The organism is Dyadobacter sp. 3J3 (assembly GCF_009801115.1).
GTDB lineage: Bacteria > Bacteroidota > Bacteroidia > Cytophagales > Spirosomataceae > Dyadobacter.
In genome coordinates this window covers 191158-207687 of sequence record NZ_VTOL01000007.1, presented here as the reverse complement: position 1 = coordinate 207687, position 16530 = coordinate 191158, and the positions used below count along the sequence as shown (strand labels likewise).

At 39.5% G+C, this 16530-nt stretch carries 18 protein-coding genes; 7 read left to right on the top strand and 11 right to left on the bottom strand.

Translation table 11 applies throughout. From position 1 onward, the window contains the following. Positions 1-55 precede the first annotated feature (55 nt). From FZF08_RS16740 to FZF08_RS16730, 3 genes are all read right to left on the bottom strand, one after another. On the bottom strand, positions 56-1384 hold the full coding sequence (locus tag FZF08_RS16740; protein WP_159470791.1) for an ABC transporter permease: 1329 nt from the start codon (positions 1382-1384) through the stop codon (positions 56-58). 49 nt (positions 1385-1433) lie between these two features. Continuing rightward, the gene (locus FZF08_RS16735; RefSeq protein WP_159470790.1) at positions 1434-2348 is read right to left on the bottom strand and encodes an ABC transporter ATP-binding protein; all 915 of its coding nucleotides are present in this window, start codon (positions 2346-2348) and stop codon (positions 1434-1436) included. Positions 2349-2559: 211 nt separating this feature from the next. After that, complete coding sequence (locus FZF08_RS16730) at positions 2560-2997, bottom strand: hypothetical protein (RefSeq protein ID WP_159470788.1); 438 nt, start codon at positions 2995-2997, stop codon at positions 2560-2562. 206 nt (positions 2998-3203) lie between these two features. Between FZF08_RS16730 and FZF08_RS16725 the strand changes: the two genes are divergently transcribed. From FZF08_RS16725 to FZF08_RS16715, 3 genes are all read left to right on the top strand, one after another. After that, complete coding sequence (locus FZF08_RS16725; RefSeq protein WP_159470786.1) at positions 3204-4601, top strand: dicarboxylate/amino acid:cation symporter; 1398 nt, start codon at positions 3204-3206, stop codon at positions 4599-4601. A gap of 47 nt (positions 4602-4648) precedes the next feature. Then, on the top strand, positions 4649-5002 hold the full coding sequence (locus FZF08_RS16720; protein WP_159470784.1) for an ArsC family reductase: 354 nt from the start codon (positions 4649-4651) through the stop codon (positions 5000-5002). A 137-nt stretch (positions 5003-5139) separates the two neighbouring features. Beyond that, the gene (locus tag FZF08_RS16715; protein WP_159470782.1) at positions 5140-5820 is read left to right on the top strand and encodes a helix-turn-helix transcriptional regulator; all 681 of its coding nucleotides are present in this window, start codon (positions 5140-5142) and stop codon (positions 5818-5820) included. 49 nt (positions 5821-5869) lie between these two features. Here FZF08_RS16715 and FZF08_RS16710 read toward each other — a convergent pair whose 3' ends face one another. Both FZF08_RS16710 and FZF08_RS16705 read right to left on the bottom strand, forming a co-directional pair. After that, entirely contained in the window at positions 5870-6508 is a 639-nt protein-coding gene (locus FZF08_RS16710; RefSeq protein WP_159470779.1) for a hypothetical protein, read from the bottom strand. A 23-nt stretch (positions 6509-6531) separates the two neighbouring features. Further along, positions 6532-7749 carry a class I SAM-dependent methyltransferase gene (locus FZF08_RS16705; RefSeq protein WP_159470777.1) on the bottom strand — a complete coding sequence of 406 codons (1218 nt, stop codon included), beginning with the start codon at positions 7747-7749 and terminating at the stop codon, positions 6532-6534. Between the two features lie 247 nt (positions 7750-7996). Between FZF08_RS16705 and acs the strand changes: the two genes are divergently transcribed. Next, positions 7997-9886: an acetate--CoA ligase gene (gene acs, locus FZF08_RS16700; protein ID WP_159470775.1), complete on the top strand. Its 1890-nt coding sequence runs from the start codon at positions 7997-7999 to the stop codon at positions 9884-9886. A gap of 53 nt (positions 9887-9939) precedes the next feature. Here acs and FZF08_RS16695 read toward each other — a convergent pair whose 3' ends face one another. The 6 genes from FZF08_RS16695 to FZF08_RS16670 all read right to left on the bottom strand — a co-directional run bounded on the left by FZF08_RS16695 (position 9940) and on the right by FZF08_RS16670 (position 14107). After that, entirely contained in the window at positions 9940-10077 is a 138-nt protein-coding gene (locus tag FZF08_RS16695) for a FeoB-associated Cys-rich membrane protein (protein ID WP_159470773.1), read from the bottom strand. Between the two features lie 17 nt (positions 10078-10094). Then, on the bottom strand, positions 10095-10676 hold the full coding sequence (locus FZF08_RS16690) for a YfiT family bacillithiol transferase (protein WP_229216573.1): 582 nt from the start codon (positions 10674-10676) through the stop codon (positions 10095-10097). Continuing rightward, positions 10677-11471: an inositol monophosphatase family protein gene (locus tag FZF08_RS16685; protein WP_159470771.1), complete on the bottom strand. Its 795-nt coding sequence runs from the start codon at positions 11469-11471 to the stop codon at positions 10677-10679. It lies immediately after the preceding gene. Positions 11472-11477: 6 nt separating this feature from the next. Next, complete coding sequence (locus FZF08_RS16680) at positions 11478-12704, bottom strand: DUF4105 domain-containing protein (protein WP_229216572.1); 1227 nt, start codon at positions 12702-12704, stop codon at positions 11478-11480. Position 12705: 1 nt separating this feature from the next. Beyond that, on the bottom strand, positions 12706-13413 hold the full coding sequence (gene rsmI, locus FZF08_RS16675) for a 16S rRNA (cytidine(1402)-2'-O)-methyltransferase (protein ID WP_159470769.1): 708 nt from the start codon (positions 13411-13413) through the stop codon (positions 12706-12708). A gap of 457 nt (positions 13414-13870) precedes the next feature. Then, positions 13871-14107, bottom strand: coding sequence for a 4a-hydroxytetrahydrobiopterin dehydratase (locus tag FZF08_RS16670; RefSeq protein WP_159470766.1), 237 nt, complete (start codon positions 14105-14107; stop codon positions 13871-13873). Positions 14108-14448: 341 nt separating this feature from the next. On the opposite strand from FZF08_RS16670, the gene FZF08_RS16665 reads away from it, so the two are divergent. From FZF08_RS16665 to FZF08_RS16655, 3 genes are all read left to right on the top strand, one after another. Then, the gene (locus tag FZF08_RS16665; RefSeq protein WP_159470763.1) at positions 14449-14889 is read left to right on the top strand and encodes an OsmC family protein; all 441 of its coding nucleotides are present in this window, start codon (positions 14449-14451) and stop codon (positions 14887-14889) included. Positions 14890-14926: 37 nt separating this feature from the next. After that, entirely contained in the window at positions 14927-15748 is an 822-nt protein-coding gene (locus FZF08_RS16660) for a thymidylate synthase (RefSeq protein ID WP_159470761.1), read from the top strand. Between the two features lie 130 nt (positions 15749-15878). Continuing rightward, positions 15879-16487: a trimeric intracellular cation channel family protein gene (locus FZF08_RS16655; RefSeq protein ID WP_159470759.1), complete on the top strand. Its 609-nt coding sequence runs from the start codon at positions 15879-15881 to the stop codon at positions 16485-16487. Positions 16488-16530 lie beyond the last annotated feature (43 nt).

The window sequence follows — 16530 nt, the reverse complement described above, 5'->3', positions numbered from 1 at the left end:
TAAAATAACATCCTAAACCTGCTGTAAGTCCGCTGAATTGGGGATTAGATTTTTATTAAACTTTGTAAAAAATCCACTTGGCCAGTTCTTTGTAGGTGACTTTTTTGCCATACATTAATATCCCAACCCGGTAAATACGAGACGCCACCCAGATTGTGCCGATAAAACCTAAAACCAGAAAAACCATAGAAAGGGCAATTTGCCAGGCTGGAACTCCAAAAGGTATCCGCACCATCATAATAATAGGTGACGTGAAAGGAATCATAGAAGTCCAGAAAGCCAGATTACCATCCGGATCACGCAGTACAAACTGTGCGAAAACGAAGGAGAAAATAATGGGCAAAGTGATTGGGAGCATAAATTGCTGGGTGTCAGCATCGTTGTCAACTGCGGCTCCGACCGCCCCGAAAAGAGCACTGTAAAACAAATATCCGCCCAGGTAATAAAACAAAAAGCAGGAAACGATCAACGGAATATTTAAACTATTGACAGCGCCTAAAACCTCCGCTACCGGATTATCTACACCCGAAGTTGCCATTTGGGAAGCAGGCATTCCTTTTTGAATTTTTTGCATTTCCTGCTGCATTTGCTTGGAATCTTTTGGCATTTTATTGCTCAGAACACTGGATGCAACCGTAGTAAGTGAAATTGTGAGGAAAATCCAGAGTAAAAACTGCGTAAGTCCAACCAATGCTACCCCGATAATTTTCCCCATCATCAGTTGGTAAGGTTTTACCGAAGAAATAATAACCTCCACAATCCGGCTGGTTTTTTCTTCTGTTACGCCGCGCATTACCTGTGTTCCGTATATGAAAACCGACATATAGATAAGAAATGCACAAATTCCACCAATAATTGTGGCCGCACTGGAGCTGCTTGTTTTTTCTCCTTCTGCGCTTAGGCTTATCGTTTCCGAATGAACATTGACACGGGAATCTTCCAGAATTTTATGTGTAATGCCAGCTTCAGAAAGTTTTATATTTTCAATCTGTTTTTCAATAACATCCTCAATTTCAGATTTCAGCTCCATGCTCACATTTTTAGGAGCATAAATACGGACGCTTTTTGGCGAGGTGATTACATTTTTGGGGATGTAAACCAGCGCATTGGCTTCACTTCCGGTAAAATGACTTTTTGCCGAATCAATAGAGGATTTCAAATAAGAAAATTTGATCGACTCAGAATCTTTAAATTCATTAGTAAAAAGGCCACTTTCGTCAACCACCTGAACGGTTTTACTATCCACCGAGCTGATCGCCATCCAGATTACCAGGGCATATCCTCCTACAAACAGTACCGGTGCAAGAATGGTCATGATCAAAAATGACTTTTTCTTCACCCGAACCATGTATTCCCTTTTTATAACCAGAAATATATTTCGCATTATCTTAATTTAGTTAGAGAGTAGTGTTAATATGATGAAGATTGGCGCGTCAGGCTTCGGGAATTTCGTTAACTGCCCGCATGAAAATATCACTCATAGTAGGAATATTTTCTCCAAAAGCGCGAATTTCAACTTGCGGAAGTAGATCGCTTAGCAGTTCATTGGATGTAATTCCGGCTGGCAAATGAATATTGGTACGGAGAAAATCGTTTTCACTCTGCTTTGTATTTTCAAGTTGATATTTTTGTTCCAACCCGTTCAGGCTTCCACGATATTCAATATAAAAAGTATTCGTTTTAAACTGTTCTTTTATCAACGATTTTGGGCCGTCCAATACTTTTTTTGCACGATGAATCAGGGCGATGTTATCGCAAAGCTCTTCAACCGTTTCCATTCTATGCGTGGAAAAGATGATCGTGCTGCCTTTTTGTTTCAATTCCAGAATTTCGTCACGAATCAGATTGGCATTGATCGGATCAAAACCGGAAAAAGGTTCGTCGAGAATGATCAATTCCGGCTCATGCAAAACAGTGGATACAAATTGCACTTTTTGCTGCATTCCCTTTGAGAGATCGGATACGCTTTTGTCCCACCAGGTTTTTATATCAAATTTGACAAACCAGATTTTAAGCTTTTCCATAGCTTCCTTTTGGGATAAGCCTTTCAACTGGGCAAGATAAAGCAACTGCTCGCCCACTTTCATTTTCTTATATAAACCGCGCTCTTCCGGTAGATAACCAATTTTTGAAATATGCTGCTGGCCAAGTGGCTGTCCATCAAAAAAAACCTGCCCGGAATCTGGACCTGTTATTTGATTAATAATACGTATCAATGAAGTTTTTCCGGCACCATTTGGCCCTAGAAGTCCGAAAATAGAACCTTTGGGGATATTGAGGCTAACATCATCCAACGCACGATGATTTGAATAATCTTTCGTAATATTTTTAACTTCTATAATATTCATCTTGTGTTAGGTAATTGTACGTGTGCCTTTTAATGACTCCCTTTGCAGGAAATCCGGATATTGTAAAATCGATATTCCAAAGATGCAAAGTATAAGATGCTTTACAAAGACTAAAACTGATAAATGCTCAAATAGTCGGATTAGTGGTAAAAAACGAAAGAGCCGACAGGATTTGCCGGCTCTTGTTATATTTTGAAATTTAACTTGTTGGTCAAAAAATATATTTTTCACGGATCTGAAATAAAACCCAAAAGCCAATTACTCCGCCGATAATAAATGCAAACAAAGCTAATTGTAGAAGGTTACTGATCAAACTTAATATTAGAGCATAATAAAGCAAGTTCCATCCGGCTCTTTTTCTCGCCCGAAGCGGAGAAAATGCCATCAGATACATTACCATAATGACTGTGGCAATCAGCAAACCTACATACATTGAGAACCCTCCGCCGTACGCAATCATTCCTACTCCAATGGCCGCAGTTCCAATTCCAAATGCTGCAAGTAAACCAAACAAAGTCAAAATTGCCCCTACAAGAAGAAAATACGGGCCATATTTTACTAAAAATTCTTTAACGTTTTCTGGGAAGGGAGGAAATTTGCCCAAAAAGATTGGTTCCAATTCGTTTTCAAGGATAAGTCCGGGTTTCATTCGGGGGAGAAGTTTGGAAAAGTTGAGAAACAATTGATTATTTTTAGAAAGCTAGGAAAAATAGTACTAAAATTCAATAAAATCGTCCAATGTATAGAATTTATTTTGCTGTTTCATAAATAAGGATAGCAAAATAATGCACGGCTTTACCCGAATTTAGCTAAGTTTACCAATCCAAACCAGTACCTCATCTCCAAAATTCTTTTATGAAGAAAAAAATTACTATTGTTAATCTGGCCCTTATTACAATCGCTGCGCTTGCCACAGTACTGAACGCATACAATATCATTACGATCTCGACGGATGTTTTAGTCGGTTTGCGCTGGGCTGCACTGACAGGATTGATCATTTTCGCGATCATAAAGAAAAACCTTACAACGTCTATTTTGATTTCCATGCTGGTTGGCACCGAGATCGGATATGATTTCCCGGAGATTGGAACTGGACTTCACTTTTTAAGGCAGATTTTCCTGCAAATGATCAAAACAGTAATCGCTCCCTTGCTTTTTGCAACTTTGGTTACGGGTATTGCCGGACATTCGGATTTGAAACAGGTTGGGCGAATGGGATGGAAATCGCTGCTTTATTTTGAAGTGGTAACCACTTTTGCGTTAGTCATAGGTTTGTTCTTTGCAAACTGGATTCGCCCGGGCGATGGAATTGCTATTCCTGCAAACTTTAATGCTACTTTGCCAAAGGTTGTTGAGCAAACATGGCAGGAAATCATAGTTCATTCTTTTCCTGAAAATATTGCCAAATCAATTTATCACGGAGAAGTCCTTCAAATCGTAGTATTCAGCGTTCTTTTTGGTATTAGTCTGGCATTGATACCAGCTGCTAAAAAAGCAAAATTTGTGGCCGGGATTGAGACTTTGGCTGAGGTGATGTTTAAATTCACTAAAATTATTATGCTTTTTGCTCCAATCGGTGTGGGTGCTGCTATTGCCGAAACAGTTGGACATATGGGGATTGACGTTTTGAAAAACCTGGCGCTGATGCTGGCAACCTTGTATTGTGCATTAGCTGCATTCATTTTGCTGGTATTTGTTCCGATCATGCTCATCGCACGTATTCCAATCATTAAATTTGTAAAAAATATTTTCGAGCCGGTTTCGATTGCATTTGCTACTACAAGTTCAGAATCAGCTTTGCCTAAGGCGATGGAGAAAATGGAAAAATTTGGTGTTCCGCGCCAGATTGTTTCCTTTGTTATGCCAACAGGTTATAGTTTTAATCTGGATGGTTCTACATTATATCTGGCACTTGCTACTGTTTTTGTGGCGCAGGCTACCGGAACGGAAATGTCGATCGGACAACAGCTTTCCATGGTTTTTTTATTGATGTTGACAAGCAAAGGAGTGGCAGGTATTCCAAGAGCTACACTGGTTATTTTACTGGGTGCGATTGCGAATTTTAATATGCCTGAATGGCCTGTATTACTTTTGATGGGAATTGATGAGCTTATGGACATGGCCCGTACTTCTGTCAATGTGACAGGGAATTGCCTTGCTACGGCGGTAATCGCAAGATGGGAAGGCGAACTGGATGATGAAAAAATGCGCTTATCCGATCAGGTTCTTGAACAGGAAGTTGTTTCCGCTTAAATAATATCTATTGCAGAAGCTAATCGCTAACTGCCAAAAGTTTACAAATGTTTACAGTATACGGAATTCCAAATTGCAACACAGTAAAAAAGGCCAGAACCTGGCTTGATGAGAAAGGCATAGCATATACTTTTCACGATTACAAAAAGAAAGGCATAACAGCAGAAAAGATATCAGGCTGGTTTCAATATTTTCCCTGGGAGAAGCTGGTCAATAAAGCTGGAACAACCTGGAAACAATTGTCTAATGAAGAAAAAGCAGATGTGAAAGATGAAAATTCGGCGACTGAGCTTATGATTTCAAAAAATTCTGTTATAAAAAGACCATTAATCGAAGATGCCGCAGGAAAAGCGATCACAATCGGTTTTTCTGAATCGGAATATGAAAAAGTATTTTTGTAAGAAAAGTTTTTAATAACAAATAGTAATGAGAGGGCAATTGTGAGTGCTCTCTCATTTTTTTTATCATCTTAGTAATCACTTTTTCATTTTGGCATAATTTTGAAACATTAATCTGCACAAACTACTCATCCTGACAAATGTTAAATAACAAACACACTGAAAGTCTCATTTCTGAAAAGGTTAAGGTAATTGAACTGATTGCTGATCAACTTCCGGCGATTGTCATCATCCATAGAGTTGAAGATTTTTCAGTGGTGTATATGTCACCAAAAGGACTTTCCTTGTTAGGGGTTAGCATGGAAGAATTAAAACAAATGAGAGCTGAATATCAACACCGGTTTTTCAATATTGAAGATTCAGATGATTATTGGCCAAAGTTTAAAGTGCTTTTGTTAAATAATGACATGAAGAGTAGTGTATCTTATTTACAGCAGGTGAAACTGGCAGGAAGCGAGAACTGGGCATGGTATATAAGTGCAACCAAACTTTTTATGCAGGATGAAGAGGGAAAGGCTTTTCTATGTATTACCACGGCCATTGCGCTCGATGAGATGAAACATATGCCGGCAAAAGCGGAACGTTTACTTGAAGAAAATACTTTTCTACGTGAGAATTATAAGAAATTTTCAAAGCTGGGAAAACGGGAAAAGGAAATTTTAAAATGGGTTTCTTTTGGCAAAAGTTCGCCAGAAATCGGAGAAGAATTGGGAATTGCATCAGCAACGGTAGATGCGCATCGCAAAAATATCAAAAAGAAATTATCGATTAGTTCTTACTACGATTTTGCTCAGTATGCCAGGGCATTTGATCTGATTTGAATGAAAAATGAGTCCGGTCAATCCGGGCTCATTTTTCATTAATATTAAATTATTTAACCTTGCTTTTCGCCGCTTCCAGTGTTTTCTGTTTGTTCTGCAAATCGACCAGTGAATTATCAGCTTCCAGTTTTTTCTTTTCCAGTTCTGCTTTTAATTCGGTCAGTTTCTTTTCTGTTTTTTCAATGTCTTTGGCAGTATTATCATTATCCTTCTGCAATTTTTGATAATTTTTTGTCGACGTAGTGAAAACTTCATCCGCTACACGAGCATCTTCACGAACCAAGGCATAATCAGCAAAGTCTTTTAAAAGAGCTTCGGCACTTTTGTAACCCTCGTCTGTTGACGCTGTAATATACTGCCCATTAACATTTAGTGCCAGAAAAACCTGTGAAAGATCTTTTCCCGATGTAATTTGGCTGGTAACTAAAACCGGACTGGTTGAAATGGTAGTTATAGCAGCTTTTTCTATTGTGTAAACACTGCGTTTGCTTTTGACTTTCCCGAATTTATCAAGGTATGTTTCCCAGTATTTGCTCAGATATTTTTCCGAGATATTCTGGTTCAGGTTTAAACCTAAAAACTCCTGTTTGTCAATAGTGGCTTTTCCAGGAGAAATGGTTTGGGCATGTAAATTAGCTGTAATAAAAAGAGCAGCAGCAAGAACGATTGAACGAATCTGAAGTTTCATTTTCTTGAAAATTGATTAGACAGTTATAATTTTTTTGTTACAACCACCACCTTTTTCTGGTTGAAAAGTGTCGTAGCAAAAAGGTAGATATCACCACCTTCTTTAAGACTCCATTTTTTTCTCAGGTCATCAATTTTTGCAGGAAAATTTCTAACCGTCAGATTTGCCTTATTATCTTTTACAAATTGTCGTATTTCTTTGGCATCCGGTTTGCAAATACCAGTAATTTCCAAAGTGCGTCCGGGGAAATCTTGAACCAGATTTTGAGAAGTATACAAGTGACTGTGTGCTGCCAGTTTTTTAACTTCAAAAGCAGTACCTAAATATTTAAAAGCGCCCGCTTTCAGTAGTGCCGGGTGAGGTTCATAAAGATAAGAAAGTGGCTCACTGAATTCAATAACGGCATCCCGTTCCTGATTGCGAGTGAAATCCAGTTTGTGAATTACTTCACCGGCAGGATTAATTACCCGGGCCTTAATCAAAAAATCAGCACTGTATGTTTCATTAATATCAAAAAGCAGTTCCTTGCATTCCTGTTCATAACCGATCACATGAACTTCTCTGACCGATTTTAACTCATGAGCCGCAAGGTCAATATCCAGTAAAGGAGAAGTTTTTAAGAGGACATTCTGAGCGTGTTTGAAAAGCTCAGGAAGGTGAAATTTTACATCGGGCGCACAATCTGATAGCAACACAACTTTCTGTTTGTTGGCATCTCTGCGTGCCGGATCCGCATAAATCCAGTCAGCCTGTATATTTTTTTGAACTATGCCTTCAATCGAATCTGCATTGTGTACTTCAATATTATTCGCAGAAAGCAAACCAAAATTGTATTCAGCCGTTTTGGCTACTTCTTCCTGTTGTTCAAAGTAATGCGTTTTTTTAAAATTTTTGCTGAGATAAAACGAATCCACACCCATACCTCCCGTGATATCAATCAGCGTGTTTCCATTAATTAACGAAGATTTGTATTTGGCAGTTGCTTCGGATGAACTTTGTTCAATGGAAAGTGAGGGTGGAAAAATCAATTTTGACATCGATGCCCACTCGGGTAATTTTTTTGAAGCTTTTTGTCTTGAAAGAATCTGGGCAGCTAGTTTTTTAACATCAAGATCTTTGAACTGAGCGGATTTTAATATCAGTTTGGTTACATCATCACCGCTGTGTTTTTGTATAAAAGTAAGTTCTGCTTCTGTAAAACCAGTTTCCGGTGAATTTTTATTTATCAAATCTTCGCTCATTATCTCCTGTTTGAACAGGTTTTTATTCCTGTTTTTAAGCCCGAAATTACTGTTTTTTTATTTATAAAAATTCCTGTTAGCAACATCCGGGGCTAGATTCCTTTGAATCAGAGTGATATAACCAAGTACTATCAAAATTACTTCCATTAAGGTTCGGTAATCTGTTTTAGTTTAAGTTGGACGAACCAAATGAAAATTATAAATTGTCGGTTATTATAGTAATTTCCTAAGTTAACCTTTTTAAATCATGAGAATTAAGACCTTTGAAGAGTATCAGGTTGCCTACCAGCAAAGTGTGGACGATCCCGAAGGTTATTGGGCCGAAGTTGGCCAACAGTTTCAATGGCGCAAGCCATGGAAAAAAGTTTTAAGCGGAGATTTCGCAGAAGCGACTATAAAGTGGTACGAAGGCGGAGTTCTAAACATCACCGAAAATGCACTTGACAGGCATCTTGCCGATAAAGGTGATCAGCCTGCGATTATCTGGGAACCAAATGATCCGGATGACCAGTCAGTGACGATAACCTATCGTGTTTTATATGATCGCGTTTGTCGATTTGCCAATGTTTTGAAAAAACATGGTGTTAAAAAGGGTGATAGAGTTTGTATCTACCTTCCTATGGTTCCTGAACTTACGATTGCTGTACTCGCATGTGCCAGAATAGGCGCTGTCCATTCAGTGGTTTTTGGTGGTTTTTCAGCCAAATCTATTGCTGATAGAATAAATGATGCGGAATGTACCATGGTGATTACTTCCGACGGCTCGTTCCGTGGGCAAAAAGTAATTCCGATGAAAGAAACGGTTGATAATGCGCTGGATTTGTGTAAAACGGTTAGAAATGTAATCGTAATGACACGCACCCGAACACCGGTTTCCATGTTGAAAGGAAGAGATCTGTGGTGGGAGGAAGAAGAAAAATCCGTGGATTCTGTTTGTCCGGCCGAACCGATGGATGCCGAGGATACACTCTTTATCTTATACACATCCGGCTCAACGGGGAAACCAAAAGGTGTTGTGCATACCGTGGCTGGTTATATGGTTTTCGCGACCTATACTTTTGCCAATGTCTTCCAATACGAACCAGGCGAAATTCATTTCTGTACGGCTGATATTGGTTGGATTACTGGTCATAGTTATATTGTTTATGGACCGCTTTGTTATGGCGCCACTTCCCTGATTTTTGAAGGAGTGCCAACATATCCGGATGCTGGGCGCTTCTGGCAGATTGTGGCAAAACATAAGGTAAATATTCTGTATACCGCACCAACGGCAATTCGTTCTCTGATGAGTTTTGGATTGTCTTTTGTAAAAGATAATGACTTGTCATCACTTACAAAACTGGGTTCGGTAGGAGAGCCTATTAATGAAGAAGCTTGGCAATGGTTTAAACAAAATATTGGTAAAGGAAATTGTCCGCTCGTAGATACCTGGTGGCAGACGGAGACGGGTGGTATCATGATTTCTTCGCTTGCCGGAATTACACCCGAGAAACCGACGTATGCAACGTTGCCTTTGCCCGGAATTCAGCCTGTTTTGGTAGATGAAAAAGGTGAAATTATTGAAGGTAATGGTGTAGGTGGAAATCTTTGTATCAAATTTCCATGGCCGGGCATTATTCGTACAACGTATGGAGATCATGAGCGCTGCAAACAAACCTATTTCTCAACCTATCCGGGCATGTATTTCACGGGTGACGGATGTCTTCGTGATGAACAGGGAAATTACAGAATTACTGGTCGCGTGGATGATGTAATGAATGTTTCCGGGCACAGGATTGGTACTGCTGAGGTTGAAAATGCGATCAATATGCACCTCGGTGTGGTCGAATCTGCTGTTGTCGGTTATCCGCATGAAATCAAAGGACAAGGTATTTACGCCTATATCATCACTGAAAATAAACCGGATGATCCTGAAATGATGCGCAAGGATATCGCTGCAACAGTTTCCAGGTTAATCGGCCCGATTGCAAAACCGGACAAAATTCAGTTTGTTTCAGGTTTGCCAAAAACCCGTTCGGGGAAAATTATGCGTCGTATCCTGCGTAAGGTTGCTGAGGGAGAAATGGATAGTCTGGGAGATATTTCCACTTTGCTTGATCCGGCTGTTGTTGAAGACATTAAGGCAGGAGCCTTATAATAAGTGTAAATGGCAGATTTATTGAAAACTTTCAATGAATCTGCCATTGCTTTTTAAGCTAATTTTTTATCAGAACTGCAACCGCAGCCTTTTCCGCATCCGCCGCTGCTGTCAAAAGATTTGTAAATCTTCCAGCCAATATAACCCGCAGCGCCTATAAATAGAGCGAATATTATTATTTGCTGTATCATGTTTTAAAAACAGATATTTAGGCCCAATTGTTCCGCGCTGCCAACTGAAATGCTTGCTGATAATGATGTTCACTATGCCAAGCATAAGTTGCTATAACCATATCCAAACGGTTTGTGCTGTTATTTGCAGGATGTACGTAGGTTCTTGCCAACTCAGTTTCCCCAAGAGAATTCAACAGCAAAACCCAACGCAAGTGAATGTATCTGATTAGTTGTAATGACAATTCCACCTGGGCTTCTTTTGCATCCGGTAATTCCGCCCAAAGTTGCTCTTCGTAAGGTTTTATGGTGGGATTATCCTCTGTCAAAGCAAGGCGAAAACGAATGTAAGCGTTCATATGACTATCCGCTACATGATGCACCAGTTGTCTGACCGTCCAGCCGTCAGGTCGATATGGTGTATTTAATTTTTCGTTATCCCAACCACCCAATAAATTGATGAATTTACTAGGCAAAGCGCTGATAATCTGAATATTTGTTTTTATTTCGGCAGGTGTGTAATTGTCCTGTGCAACAAATTTTCCAATAGGATAACGAAGCTGTTCCAGTTCCATCGTGAAATTCAAGTTTATTAATACAGGTTTATTTGTTAAAGTCATTTAATTGAAATTATCCTTAATAGCAGCTACCAGTTCCGCGTGCCCGCCAGAACCAGCAATAATATCACCCCCAAAAAGATAATTGTCACCTCCGTTAAAATCAGTCACCGTTCCGCCAGCTTCTTTGATCAGAAGTACACCGGCCGCCATATCCCAGGAATTGAGATTGTACTCATAAAATCCATCAAAACGTCCGGCAGCAACGTACGCGAGATCGACTGCCGCCGCGCCCATTCTTCTTATGCCATGCGTTTTTTGCATAAGCAGTTCCAGAATGTACATGTAACGCTTTTGTTTTTCAAATTTATAATAAGGAAAACCCGTTGCAATCAAACTTTCCTGCAAAGTCTGTACATTAGAAACGGACATTCTCTTTTCATTACACCAGGCTCCGCCACCTTTCCAGCCAAAGAAAACTTCGTCCAGGCTAGGTTCATGAATGACGCCGACAAGCAGTTCTTTTCCTCTCGCCAACCCAACACTTACACAGTATACAGGAATACCGTGAATAAAATTTGTCGTACCATCCAATGGATCTATAATCCAGTTTAGTGCTTCGGGATCAGGTTCTTGTCCTGTTGTACCTTCTTCTGTGATGTAACTTGCTTCCGGAAGAATTTTACTTAAACCGGCAACCAACATTTTTTCTGCCTCTTTATCAACATAAGAAACAACATTATTAAGCTCTTTATACTCTATTTTGTCTCTTGAAAAAGATTTTGCTTCCTGCTGAATAAAGGCAGAAGCCTGTTTAACAATTTCTATGGTTTGTCTTGTCAGCAATTCCAGATCCATGCGTAACTATCCTTTTTGCGGGATTTTAGAAAGTGAATTATTAATGTAATAAACCCTTGTGATCAAAATTACCAGAATAGGAATTACTACAAAATTATGTTTTACCAGATTTGCAGTCGAAGCCATTAAAAGTATGGCGTAGAAAATCAGCACAAACTGAAACCAAGCTGGCTTTTTATCTTTTGAAATATACCAAATTAAAGGTAGCCAAAAAGGAAACGCCCAAAGAATATCATAATTCCAGGTGGTTACACCATGATTGGTTCCAAACCATAAAAGCAGAATTAACCAGCCAACTAACCCGACAATAGTAAAAAGAATTTTATCGAATGTGAAATTGACTGTTTCTTTTTTTGATTGATAAAAAGTGTATGCCAACACAAGTGCGGCAAGTCCCCAAAAGAATATCATGGGAGTAATTTCGAATCCTTTTTCAACCGGAGTTGCCACAAAAAGATCTCTTGTAGTGGCAACTAATGGCAGGGTTTGGCCATTAAGTTTAATTTTGGCATCAGCAAAAGCACTGCTAAGATTATCTGGTAAAAACGTTGCCTGGGCCGGTGTCGCAATTTCATCAGACGGCGCTCCAATAGCTAAATCCATCCCGAAATCCGACCATGGTTTTTGTTTGTATGCGTATTTATCAATCCACTGGCGAAAACTTAAAGTATCTTTTGTGTAACCAGGAAATGTCAAACTATCACCAGCCGCCGCTTTCAATGCATCTGAAAGACGGGTTGAACAATTGTCATAGAAGAATTTGTACTGATATTCCCGGTTTTGTGGTAAATGATTTGTTTCGAGATAATTATAAAGTTTTTGCTTTTGCGTTGGAGAAAGATTCAAAACCTGCTCCTTAATGAACCGGTTTTCAGCCTGCCAATACGGAGCTTCGAGTCTTAGTGGTGCTACGGAAATTGTGTATGGTAGCGTTCCCCGTAAAAATTTAACATAAAAATTGCCGGTTTGAAAGCTGAATGAGCCGTAACTATAAGCATTGTCTAATCCTGTGATCGGGTCGTAAATCCATAAAACACTATGCCCAAAACCAGAATATAACTCTTGTCCGGGCCCGACGGTTACCAGACTTACTTTAGCCTCAGGACTTAATGTTCCAAACTGGGCGATGGCAGATTTACTAAAAAAGGTGATCAGGAAAAATAATGCAAAGAAGGTATTGGTTACTTTTCTTCGGATCAGGTTTTTGTTGTTGAGTTTCAAATAGTTTATCATATTAATTCTGGTCGCTGTAATCGGAGGATTTTTTCTTTTCGTCAGCTTTTCCCGCAACAATAATTACGATTTCGCCTTTGATCGTTTTTTCTGAAAAATAGGTGATGATTTCTTGTATGGTACCTCTAACGTTTTCTTCGTAAATTTTAGTCAGTTCCCGGGAAACACAGGCTTGTCTGTCTGCCCCGAAATATTCTGCAAATTGCTGTAATGCTTTGATGAGTCTGTGAGGTGATTCGTAGAAAATCATGGTTCTGTCCTCGTTAACCAGATTTTGCATTCTGGTTTGTCTGCCTTTTTTATGTGGTAAAAATCCTTCGAAAGTAAATCTGTCGCTAGGTAATCCGGAATTTACCAGGGCCGGTACGAAGGCCGTCGGGCCTGGTAGACATTCGATTGTGATACCGTATTTGATACATTCTCTTACCAGAAGAAATCCAGGATCTGATACGGCGGGGGTTCCGGCGTCTGAGACCAAGGCCATGGTTTCACCTTTTAAAATCCGCTCTATGATTCGGGTTATGCTTTGATGCTCGTTGTGAATGTGGTAGCTGTGCATAGGTTTACTTATGCCCAGATGTTTTAGTAACTGACCGGATGTTCGGGTATCTTCTGCTAAAACTACGTCCACACTTTTTAATACGTTGATGGCACGCAGGGTAATGTCTTCTAGGTTGCCGATGGGCGTTGGTACTACGTAAAGCTTCATTTTGTAAATTTAATTCTGTTATTATTCGGGAACCGTTGGGGTAACCCTCGTGGTTACCCTTTTCCTTAACCAACTTTCTCCGGGCTATTTATCCGGGAACTGTTGGGGTAACCCTCGTGGTTACCCTTTTCCTTAACCAACTTTCTCCGGACTATTTATCCGGGAACTGTTGGGGTAACCCTCGTGGTTACCCTTTTCCTTAACCAACTTTCTCCGGGCTATTAATCCGGGAACTGTTGGGGTAACCCTCGTGGTTACCCTTTTCCTTAACCAACTTTCTCCGGGCTATTTATCCGGGAACTGTTGGGTTAACCCCAGTGGTTACCCTTTTCCTTAACCAACTTTCTCCGGGCTATTTATTTTTGTTTGGGTTTTATTCTGGTTCGGTTTTGGTCGTAATTTCCGGGCAACCATAAGGATTTGGTCGTGATTTCCGGGCAACCACAAGGGATTGCCCCTACGATTGAAAAATCATGTCAATTTTATTGGCCAGGTTTTTGTCTTTTTCGGTCACTTTATTTGCGACGTCATGCGTGGTCAATTCTATATTTACTTTGTTGTAGGCGTTGGACCACCATGGATGATGATCCATTTCATCAGCAACAGCGGCTACTTTTATCATAAAGGCAAATGCACTTTTGAAGTCTTTGAAAACAAATGTCCGTTTTAGTTTGTCATCTTCTTCCTTCCACATCGTTGAAGTAATTTAGTTTTCTGATGAATTTTTCTCCCTATACTTAAAAATGAATCCTTATTAAATATTTGTAAATCAGAAACTTATATGTCAATAGAAATATCCTTGATTATAAATTTCCAGCGAAATCAATATTAGTAAACGAAAAGTATATTGAAATATGTTCTATTACTAAGGACAAGTAAGAAACATTATTTGACCGAATATACTAGGATAAAAGCTCATTTTAAATTTTTCACGTAAATAGCCGATTCCACCGGGATGAAGTATATTTGCATTTTAATGAGGTAAGATCCGTCAGATTGTTATAATCAGGCAGGCCGGAAAAATCAGGAAATATTATGAAAGTAGAACTAGTGCGTGTAAATGACGCATTTCATTTTGAAGGAACAGGATCATCAGAGGTAAAAGTACATACCGACGGATCTCCTGAAATCGGTGGTGTTGGCGCCGGTGTCAGACCAATGGAATTGTTATTAATGGGATTAGCGAGTTGCAGTGCCATTGATGTAGTACTGATTTTGAAAAAACAAAAACAGGACATTACTGATTTCCGGGTAACTGCTGACGGTGATCGAGTTGAGGAAGAAGGTACGAAACGTAGTCCGTTCCGAAATATCCATTTGACTTATAAATTTGTCGGAAATGATCTGGACGAGAAAAAAATTGATCGCGCCATTGCGCTGTCGATGGAAAAATACTGCTCTGCTACTGCTCAGCTTGAAGCGCTTGCAACCATTACGCATAGTGTTGAAATTGAAGCAGCAGAATTAAAAAGCTAATAATAAGGGAATTCAATCTCCCGCAAAATATATAATAATGCAGCAATACCACGATTTACTTCGTCATATTCTGGACAATGGAGTTCAAAAAACGGATCGTACCGGAACCGGAACAATCAGTGTTTTTGGATATCAGATGCGCTTTAATTTAAAAGAAGGTTTTCCACTTGTGACAACCAAAAAGGTGCATACCAAATCAATAATTTATGAGCTCCTCTGGTTTTTGAAGGGTGATACCAATATCAAATATCTAAAAGATAATGGTGTGTCGATCTGGGACGAATGGGCAGATGAGCGCGGCGATTTGGGTCCTGTGTATGGGAAACAATGGAGGAGCTGGGAAGGAGCAAATGGCAAATCATTCGATCAGTTGCAGGAAATTCTTAATTTGTTGAAAAACAGTCCGGATTCAAGAAGGATTCTGGTTTCTGCGTGGAATCCTTCGGAACTTTCCCAAATGAAGTTGCAACCTTGTCATGCTTTATTTCAGTTTTATGTTGCGCCGCCAGATACTGACAAAGGTGAAACGAGAGGAAAATTGTCCTGCCAGTTGTATCAAAGAAGCGCGGATGTTTTTTTAGGCGTTCCGTTTAATATTGCCAGTTACGCTTTGTTGACAATGATGATCGCTCAGGAATGTGATCTTGATCTTGGCGATTTTGTCTGGACGGGCGGTGATACGCATATTTACAGCAATCATCTGGATCAGGTTGAGTTGCAGCTTAGCAGAGCGTTTCGTCCTTTACCGCAAATGGTATTAAATCCGGAAGTTAAAAGTGTTTTTGACTTTGAATTTGAAGATTTCTCTTTGGAAAATTACAATCCATGGCCGGGAATTAAAGCGCCGGTTGCGGTTTAATTTTTCTTCTCAATAATATATAACGGATAAAAGACTAATGTTGTTAACCAACTATTATTTAGTCTTTTATCCAATTTTTTTTGCTTAATAAGCTATGTCGGACGTTGCGTTCCACATTAGTAATTCGAAAATGAGTATTCAATATATTTTAGAGATTATCGGGACTTTTGCTTTTGCAATTTCCGGTGCTCTCTCCGTAAAGGACCAGAAACATCAGGACTGGTTCGGGGCAAGTTTTACTGCTTTTCTTTGTTCAATTGGAGGTGGAACAATGCGCGATGTACTTTTAGACAGTTATCCATTGGTGTGGATAAGCGATATTACGATTCTCTATGCTATCATAGCCGGAATTCTAACAACCTTCATTTTCTACAAATACCTGATTGGCTTGAGAAGAACATTGTTTTTGTTCGATACTTTTGGAATTGCACTTTTTACGATTGTTGGGACAGAAAAAGCGCTTCACTTAGGTGTAAGGCCAGAAATTGCGGCGATTATGGGCGTTTTTACCGCGATCATGGGCGGTGTTGTTCGTGATATGATGAATAACGAAATTCCAATTATTTACAGGAAAGAAGTGTACGCAACAGCTTGTCTGGCAGGTGCCGTTTCGTATTTAATTTTGGATAAAATAGGAGCGGAAAGAAATGTTGCTTTTATCGCAGCCTCACTCGTTATTATTTCAATTCGTATACTTGCTGTTCGTTATGAATGGAGTGTTCCGAGGTTTTTTAGATAGGATTAATATTGGTTTGAAAATAAAAAACGACCGGTTCAGATAT